This window comes from Streptomyces sp. NPDC054840, assembly GCF_053611065.1.
In genome coordinates this window covers 1-2,924 of the sequence record NZ_JBSGZP010000817.1, presented here as the reverse complement: position 1 = coordinate 2,924, position 2,924 = coordinate 1, and the positions used below count along the sequence as shown (strand labels likewise).

Sequence of the window (2,924 nt, the reverse complement as noted above, 5' to 3'; positions counted from 1 at the left end):
CCACTCAAAAAACCCCCTCGGCCTCCCCGGACCCCAACGGGTCCCGGAGGCCGAGGTCACGGTGGTCACGGGTCAACGGTCACCGGTCGCCGGTCGCCGGTCGCCGGTCACAGCACCGGTACTCGGTGTTCATTCAGTCCCGGTCACCGCTGGGGGGCTCGCACGGGGCGGCGAAGCACTGCCACTGCTGGCCGCCGTCGTCGTGCCTGCCGGGACGGTGGTCGCCCCACTTGTCGTGACGGCCCCCCTTGCCGTGGTCATTCCCCTTGCCGTGGCCCCACTTGTCGTGGTGGTTCCCCCCGTCGTGGTGGTCCTCTTCCGGCGTGCTGCCGCCGGGGGGCTCGCAGGGGGCGGCGATGCACTGCCACTGCTGCCCCCGGTCCGGGACGTGCACCCCGTCGGCGACATCCGCCACGCCCCTCTGCGGCGCCGCCGTGGTGGTGGCGAAGGCGGTCGTGGGGACGAGCACGCCTCCCGCGGCGATGGCGGTCGAGGCTACGAGCAGGGCGAGGCGTCGGGGTCGAAAGGAGTGGGTCATGGTTGTTCTCCTCGGGAAGGAAACCGGAGTGGACCCCTCCAGTACGCCGCGTCCGTCTCGTCCCGTCATGTCGCTGCATCTCGTGCCTTGACAGAGGGAAGAGCCTCTGACCTCAGCTCGGGTTGCCGGCGCGCTCACGGGCTCCCGGACCTCGAAGTGGTTCTCGGTGCCTCCCGGGCGGCAGCCCTCCGTGTCGGGGCGCTCCCCGTACCCGGCCGGCACCCGCGAGCTCGGCGCGCGGCAGTTCTGGTGCGCCCGGACCGCTTCGACGGGGTCGATCAGCCACCGGGCCGCCGAGAAACCGTCCTGCCGGTCACCCAGCCCCAAGTGCGTTCGCCCTACACGCGCATGACGTAACGTCTTGGGCGTCTATGGCGTTACCGGATACCGGGCGGGAGGGGTCCATGGGCGGATTCGGGCGGTACCTGGCGGCGGCCGTGTCCGCGCGCATCTCCTCCGAGGGCATGGGGATGGCCGTGGTGCTGCTCGCGCTGGAGCGCACCGGGAGCGCGGCGCACGGGGCGTTCGTCCTGACGGCCTGGCTGGCCCCGCACGTCCTGGCCGCTCCGCTCGCGGGCGCCGCGGCGGCCCGGACCCGCCGACCGCGCCTGTTCCACGCCGGGGCCCTGGCCGGGTTCGCGGCGGCCGTCGCGGCGCTGACCGTCCTGCTCGGCCGGGCTCCCGTACCGCTGGTGCTGGCCGTGGCGGTGCTCGGCGGCTCCTGCGGGCCGATGGTGACGGGCGGGCTGTCCAGCCTGATCACCGTCCTGGTCCCGGCCGGGCCCGGGCGCGACCGGGCGTACGGCTGGGACGCCGCGACGTACAACGCGGCGGCGGTCACCGCGCCGGCGGCGGTCGGCCTGGTCGCGGCGCTGGGCTCGGCCGGGCCCGCCATGGGCGTCCTGGCGGCGTCCGGAGCCCTGGCCGCGGTGCTGGCGGCCACCCTTACGTACGAGGACCAAGGCGCGGGCCCGGCCCCGGGCGCACCCAGGGCGGGGCTGGGCGCGGGGCTCGCGGCCCTGTGGCGGGTCCGGGAGCTGCGGGCGGTCACCTCGGCCACCACCCTTGGCTTCGTGGGCATCGGCTCGCTCACCACCGTCTCGGTGCTGCTGGCCACGGAGCTGGGCAGCCCGGGCGGCGGCGGCGTGCTGATGACGGCCTTCGCGGTGGGCGCGCTGGGCGGCTCGCTCACGCTCGGCCGGATCACGTCCGTGGAGCCCGGCCGGCTGGTGCGGTGGGCGCTGGCCGGAACCGGTGCGGCCCTCGCGGCGGCCGCGTTCGCCCCGTCGGTGGCCGTGACGGCGGTGGTGTTCGCGCTCGCCGGGGTGTGCGACGGGCCGTTGCTCACGGCCACGCTGCGGATCCGCGCGCGGTACGCGCCGGACGGGGTGCGGACCCAGGTGTTCACCCTGGGCGCGGGGCTGAAGTTGACGGCCGCGTCGGCCGGGGCGGCCCTGGTGGGGATCGCGGCCGACGCGCCGGCGGCGGCGCTGCTGACCGGGATAGCCGGGCTGCTGCTCGCGGCGGCGCTGCTGCACGCCCTGACGGTGGTGCGGGAGCCCGGGCGGCGGGGGCGGTCCGAAGGGCCCGACCGCAGCGGAGCTACAGGGCCGTCGGGAGGTTCCGCCACAACCGCGGCACGTCTGGGGACTCCTGAAGGGCCCTGAGCGTGGCCGGGTGCGGGGCGGCGTGCAGCTCGGGGTGGTCGATCTCGCCGAGTTCGGGGCGTACGGGGAAGGCCAGTCGTTCCCGGTCGAGGTCGAACCGGGCGTCCACCCCTGGCTTGTTGCCGCGCGGGTCGAGACGGGACCAGCGCGTGGTGCCGGGGAGCCGCAGGGCGACCAGGCCGTGGACCATGGGGTTCGTGCCGTCGTCGTCCACGAGGCGCTGGTAGCACAGGGCCCCCGGGATGCCCTGGGCGCGGAGCAGGGCGACGAGGGCGTGGGCTTTGGCGTAGCAGATGCCGTTGCGTGTGATGAGGACGTCGGACGCGCGCCAGGCGACGCGCGGGTCGCCCGAATCGGCCGAGTGCGGGATGGTGTCGCGGACGAATTCGAAGGCGGCCTGAGCGTATGAATATGCGTCACCACTGGAAGACCACAGGGTGTCGGCGGCTTCCTGGACGACCGGATGCCAGTGGTCGATCGCCTCGCCGGACGCCAGGTAGGCGTGAATATCGGGGCTCTGCTGGATCAGCTGCATGGCCGAAGCATAGGTAAACCCCCGGCCGTAGATCAATAGATTTTCGGCCGAAGGTATAATTATGCAAGCTCAGGGGTGTGCCGCCTCGGCCGTCTCTTTCGGATCTTGTCGGCCGAGCCCGCGGCGTCCGGTGCCGTGCCCGGCAAGGCGGAGGGGCGCCCGTGTACTGGACGTACTCGGGCGC

3 protein-coding genes are annotated in these 2,924 nt (G+C 74.1%); 1 reads left to right on the top strand and 2 read right to left on the bottom strand.

All coding sequences use genetic code 11. The features are described from left to right. Positions 1-133: 133 nt before the first annotated feature. The gene (locus ACWGIU_RS34495; protein ID WP_453712047.1) at positions 134-538 is read right to left on the bottom strand and encodes a hypothetical protein; all 405 of its coding nucleotides are present in this window, start codon (positions 536-538) and stop codon (positions 134-136) included. 404 nt (positions 539-942) lie between these two features. Between ACWGIU_RS34495 and ACWGIU_RS34490 the strand changes: the two genes are divergently transcribed. After that, positions 943-2,205 (top strand): MFS transporter, encoded by a 1,263-nt coding sequence (locus ACWGIU_RS34490; RefSeq protein ID WP_453712046.1) that lies wholly within the window; start codon positions 943-945, stop codon positions 2,203-2,205. Here ACWGIU_RS34490 and ACWGIU_RS34485 read toward each other — a convergent pair. Next, a complete protein-coding gene (locus ACWGIU_RS34485) occupies positions 2,141-2,740 on the bottom strand; it encodes a transglutaminase-like domain-containing protein (protein ID WP_453712045.1) in 600 nt (199 codons plus the stop codon). The genes ACWGIU_RS34490 and ACWGIU_RS34485 overlap by 65 nt on opposite strands. Between the last annotated feature and the right edge of the window lie 184 nt (positions 2,741-2,924).

Coding starts and splice junctions, on each gene's coding strand:
- ACWGIU_RS34495 (WP_453712047.1), bottom strand. CDS start 538: ATGACCCACTCCTTTCGACCCCGACGCCTCGCCCTGCTCGTAGCCTCG.
- ACWGIU_RS34490 (WP_453712046.1), top strand. CDS start 943: ATGGGCGGATTCGGGCGGTACCTGGCGGCGGCCGTGTCCGCGCGCATC.
- ACWGIU_RS34485 (WP_453712045.1), bottom strand. CDS start 2,740: ATGCAGCTGATCCAGCAGAGCCCCGATATTCACGCCTACCTGGCGTCC.